The 5,101-nt window shown below is 73.8% G+C and carries 4 protein-coding genes; 1 reads left to right on the forward strand and 3 read right to left on the reverse strand.

Annotation, left to right across the window (positions count from 1 at the left end):
• The 3 genes from ABZ281_RS37160 to ABZ281_RS37170 all read right to left on the reverse strand — a co-directional run.
• Window positions 1-948, reverse strand: a 948-nt coding sequence (locus ABZ281_RS37160; RefSeq protein ID WP_356662448.1) for an aldehyde dehydrogenase family protein, incomplete at its 3' end; no start/stop codon positions are given.
• Between the two features lie 145 nt (window positions 949-1,093).
• A complete protein-coding gene (locus ABZ281_RS37165) occupies window positions 1,094-2,953 on the reverse strand; it encodes a protein kinase (protein WP_356662449.1) in 1,860 nt (619 codons plus the stop codon).
• A 71-nt stretch (window positions 2,954-3,024) separates the two neighbouring features.
• A complete protein-coding gene (locus ABZ281_RS37170; RefSeq protein WP_356662450.1) occupies window positions 3,025-4,689 on the reverse strand; it encodes a serine/threonine-protein kinase in 1,665 nt (554 codons plus the stop codon).
• Between the two features lie 189 nt (window positions 4,690-4,878).
• On the opposite strand from ABZ281_RS37170, the gene ABZ281_RS37175 reads away from it, so the two are divergent.
• The coding region (locus tag ABZ281_RS37175) for a hypothetical protein (RefSeq protein ID WP_356662451.1) at window positions 4,879-5,101 on the forward strand (223 nt) is incomplete at its 3' end.

The following is a 5,101-nucleotide window of genomic DNA, read 5'->3' on the forward strand; positions in this document are numbered from 1 at the left end:
GCAGAGCGGGCCGGCGGAGGAGAAGCAGGCGCGGACGGCTCCGGCCGCGGCCTTCTCGATGTCGGCGTCCTCCAGGACCAACATGGCGTTCTTGCCGCCGAGTTCGAGGGAGACGCCCACCAGCCGGGCCGCGGCGCCCTGGGCGACCTCACGGCCGGTGCGGGTGGAGCCGGTGAAGGAGACGTAGTCGGCGTGCCGGACGACCTCGGGGCCGACGACCGGGCCGTCGCCGAGGACGACCTGGAAGACGTCGGCGGGCAGGCCGGCCTCGATCAGCAGATCACGGGCCCACAGGGCGGTCAGGCAGGTCTCCGTGTCCGGCTTCATGACGACGGCGTTGCCCGCGACGAAGGCGGGGAGCGCGTCGCCCACCGACAGCTCCAGGGGGTAGTTCCAGGGGGCGATCTGGCCGACGACACCGCGCGGATGGCGCAGTTCGGTGACCTTCGTCAGGGTCGGCACGGCACCGGCGTGCCGCTTGGGCCGAAGGTAGGCGGGGGCCTTGCGGCCGTAGTGCCGGGCGGCGACCGCGACGGCCTGGACCTCCTCGTGGGCGTGCAGCCGGGCCTTGCCGGTCTCCAGCTGGATGAGGTCGAGCACCTCGGCCTGGCGCTCCAGCACCAGGTCGTGGAAGCGGAGCAGGACGGCGGCGCGCTGCCGTACGGGGGTCTGCGCCCACACGGTCTGGGCGGCGCGGGCCGCTTCGAAGGCCTTCGCCACGTCCTCGGGCGTCGACTCGGGGAGGTCGGCCAGCTTCTCGCCGGTGAACGGCGTGTGGTTGGCGGTCCGGCCGGAGCCGGCGACGCCCTTGGTGAGCTGGGCGACCAGCTCGGGCGTGACCACGTCCGCGGCGGTGCGGGCGCCCTCCGGGGCGGGGGCGAGGGGGTTCGTACCGGTCTGTGCCGTGCCGGTCTCTGCCGTCTTCACTGCGGCCTGCGCGTCCGTCATGAGGCGCAGGGTATGCCGCGACGCAGGCTTTGGGTACCCGTCGGTAATACGGCTTCACCGAGTGCACACACGACGCCAGTGACTGCTGGCAACAAACGTGCTGATCAGGACGTTGTGCGGTGACCGGTTGAGGTGATTCGGCCTTTTACGATCCCGGGGCGTCGCCGAGCCGCTCCCGGGCCCCCTCGAACACCGAGGTGCCTTCCCCCTCTTCCGGCGTGCCCCTTGGCATGTCGACGCGCAGTTCGAACATCCGGTCGTCGCCGGTGCGCACGATCAGCCGCATGACCCGTCTCGGGGATTCGCCCCGGACGTACGCGGTGTCGGCGAGGGCGGCTTCCCGACCCTGGACGCTGGTGCGGGTGTACCGCGTGTCCCCCCGGGCGTCGTGCGCCTTCCTGGCCTGGTCCATCGGGGCGGCCGGGGCGCTGTCCCAGGAGAGGAGACGGACCTGGATCGTGCCGGTCCGCTCGTCGCCGTAGAGCACCGTGCGGGGCTGGTCTGTCGCGCTGCCGGTCCGGCCGAGAAGGCGGTAATGGGGCGGGAGGTGGAGTACGGCCGCCATGTCAGCCTCGGGGTGCGGGACCCAGGCGTCGGCCACGTCGGCGGCCTGCCCGGCGCTCTCCGCACTGCTGGGCTCCGCGAGTTGGGTGACGGCTCCGATGCCACCGGCGAGCAACGCGGAGAGGAGGGCGAGGGGACCGGGGCGGAGGAGGCTTTGGCGGGCTGCGGTCGCAGGACCGTCCTGGGCGGCAGGTGCAGAAGCCGGCCGGGCTGTCGGTCCGGAGCCTGACGCCGCTGTCGGTCCGGAGCCTGACGCCGCGGCGGGCATCGGGGCGGGCTGCCCGGAGGACACGGGGGTGGGCACTGGGGTGGGCTGCTCCGACGGCACGGCGGCGGACACCGGGGCGGGCCGCTCCGAGGGCACGGCGGCGGACACCGGCTCGGCCTGTCCGGAGGCTGCGGCGGACACCGGCTCGGCCTGTCCGGAGGCTGCGGCGGACACCGGCTCGGCCTGTCCGGAGGGCGCACGGCCGGGGTGCCGGGCGGGCTGGTCGTCGGGGGTGCGTATATGTTCGGCCGCCCGAGGTCGCTCGACCGGGCCCGCGGCCGCCTCCAGATCCTTCGCGACCTCCTCGGCGACCGGCCGCTGTTCGGGGTCGGCCACCAGCAGCCGTGCGATCAGCGGCCCGAGGGGGCCGGCCCGTGTCGGTTCGGGCGGCTCGGCGGCGAGGATCGCGGCGAGCGTGGCCTGAGGCGTGGTCCGCAGGAACGGAGACGAGCCCTCGACGGCCGCGTACAGCAGGGCGCCCAGCGACCACAGGTCGGACGCGGGCCCCGCGATGCGGCCGGACACCCTCTCGGGGGCGACGAACTCCGGCGAGCCCGCCGCGGACTCTCTGCTCGCGGTGAGGAAGCCCACGCCCTGGACATGGGCGACGCCGAAGTCGGTGACGACGACCCGCCCGTGCGGGCCGAGCAGCACATGGGCGGGTTTCACGTCCCGGTGCACGATGCCGACGGAGTGCGCGGCGCGCAGGGCACCGAGCACGGCGAGACCGATCCGGGCCGCTTCGCGCACGTCGACCGGACCGCGGCGGAGCGTCTCGCGCAGGGACTCGCCGGGCACCAGCCCCATGACGATCCAGGGCAGCCCGTCGAGCGCCTCGGCCGCGTCGAGTTCGTCGGGGCCTATGGGGCCCGGTCGTTCGTCCCGCTGCTCCGCCTCGACGACCACGTCGTGGATGGTGACGGCGGCGGGATGGTCGACACGGGCGGCGGCCCGGGCCTCGCGGTGGAGCCGGTGGGCCGCCCGCCGGTGGCCCTCGTCGTCCGGGCCGCCCGGCAACCGGGGCTGTCTGACGGCGACTTCACGCTGCGCGAGGTCGTCGTGGGCCCGCCAGACGGTGCCCGTGCCGCCGGAGCCGATGCGCTCGATCAGCCGGTACCGTCCGCCGACCAGCCGGCCCCGGGCGTCGTCCGTCCCGCCCCCGTCGTTGCTCATGCCCCATCAGTACCCCGCGGGGCGGGCCCTTGTCGACGCGGGTCGATATCACGGCAGTCGGACCACCGGGATCAGGTGTTGTCGATGTCCAGATTCGCGATCGCCACGCTCGCCACCTCGCGTCCGCGGGCAGTGAAGTCGCTCTTGTCCGGGTAGCTGACGGTGAGCTTGTACATGTCGCCGCCGGGAGTCCGGTAGTAGAAGATCTGGAGCTCCCGGGGGCGCGGATTCTCGCTGTCGTCGGTCCTGAAGGGAACGGTGTTCCGGGCAGAGTTCCTGTCTCGGTACGTGGTCACCCTGGGGTCCGACTTCTTCGGCCCCTCGTCCATGTCCAGCTCGTAGCTGCCGCTCTCCTCGAACCGGGTGTCGTCGTCGTACATCTCGGCGGCCGCGGAGCCCGCGATGTTGCCGCCGGTGTCCTCGGCCTTCTTCTCCAGGGTCAGGCCGATCCAGATGCTGCCGCTCCAGTCGGTGTACGTGACCCAGTGGCCCTGGTCGGACTCCCGGTCGGGCACCGTCCGCTGGTATCCGGCGGGGACGGCGAGCGACGCGGCGAGGTCCTTCTCCTGCTTGACCTGCCAGCCCTCGGGCAGCGGTCCGGCGAACGGGTCCGCGATCACCAGGTACGCCGTCACCGCCGCCGCGACGACCGCGGCCCCCAGTCCGATCCAGACCGTCCGGCCGAGCCGGACGCCCCGGCCGCCCTCACCCAGGCCCATGACCTGCACCGCCTGCGTGGGCTGGGCGGCGGGCGGGTTCGCGGCCGCCTCCAGCAGGGCCCGCACCTGCACGGCGTTCGGGCGGCGGGCCGGGTCCTTGTGCAGCAGGCCGTTGATGGCCTCGGCGAGCGGGCCCTGGGCCGAAGCCGGCGGCGCGGGCGTGGCGTTGAGGACGGACTGGAGCGTGGCAGGGGTGTTGCTGCGGCGGAACGGGGAGACACCCTCCGTCGCCGCGTAGAGCACCACCCCGAGGGACCACAGGTCGCTGGCCGGTCCCGGGCGCTGCCCCAGCACGCGCTCGGGCGCGATGTACTCGGGCGAGCCGACGAAGCCGCCGGTGTCGGTCAGGTTGGTCTCGCCCTCGATCTGGGCGATCCCGAAGTCCGTGAGGACGACGCGGTCGTACCGGCCGAGCAGCACGTTGTCCGGTTTCACATCACGGTGCAGGATGCCCGCCGCGTGCGCGGCCTCCAGCGCGCCGAGCACCTCCAGGCCGATCCGGGCGGCCTCGCGCGCGGACAGGGTTCCCTCCTGGAGGGCGTCGCCCAGTGAGCGGCCCCGCACCAGCTCCATCACGATCCAGGGCTGGTCCTCCACGACCGCGACGTCATGCACGTCGACCACCGCCGGGTGGTCGAGCCGGGCCGCCGCCCGGGCCTCGCGGCGCATTCGCTCGAAGGCGTTGGAGCGTTCGCGTTCGGGAAGATGTTCCGGGACGCGAGGCTCCTTGACGGCGACCTCCCGGTCCACCGTCTCGTCCTTGGCCCGCCACACCGTGCCCATGCCGCCGCGCCCGAGCTTGGCCAGCAGCCGGTAGCGTCCGGCGATGAGCCGCCCCGCACCGGGGTCCTCGGACATCTGAGCCGACTGGGCCGCCTGGGGCGGCACGACCTGGGTGGGTGACGCGGCCGGCGTGGCATAGGGATTGCCCGGCACCGGCGCCTGCTGGTTCGGCGGTTGCAGTACAAAACTCGTTGGCTCGTCGGCCCCGGATCGGGCTCCCCCGTTGTTGCTCATGGGTTCATCCATATCGCGCCAACCGCCCGCGGATCCACAAAGGACGCGAGCCGGTCACCGACCCGTGACGTCGAAGGGGGCTTATCGCCCTCTTTGCGGCGGTGCGGCGCGGGGCGCCCCGGGCGGTCGGGCTCCGTCACGGGGTGGACTCGGCCGCCGTCACAAGGTCGGCTCGGCCGCCGTCACGAGGTGAACTCGGCCTGCCGTCACGGGGTGGTCGCGGGCGCACTCGGGGTGGCCGGCCGGGTCGTCGGCGCCTTCGGTGTCTTCGGCGCTGTCGCTGTCTTCGGCGGCGTCGATGCGGAACTCGTCGGCGTGGGGCCGCCGTCCCCGTCGCCCTCCCCCGCGAGCAGGGCCGCCGCGGACACCCCCGCTCCCGCCATCGCCGCGACCAGCAGCGCCGCGATGAGCA

The organism is Streptomyces sp. NPDC006265 (assembly GCF_040613555.1).
Lineage (GTDB): Bacteria > Actinomycetota > Actinomycetes > Streptomycetales > Streptomycetaceae > Streptomyces.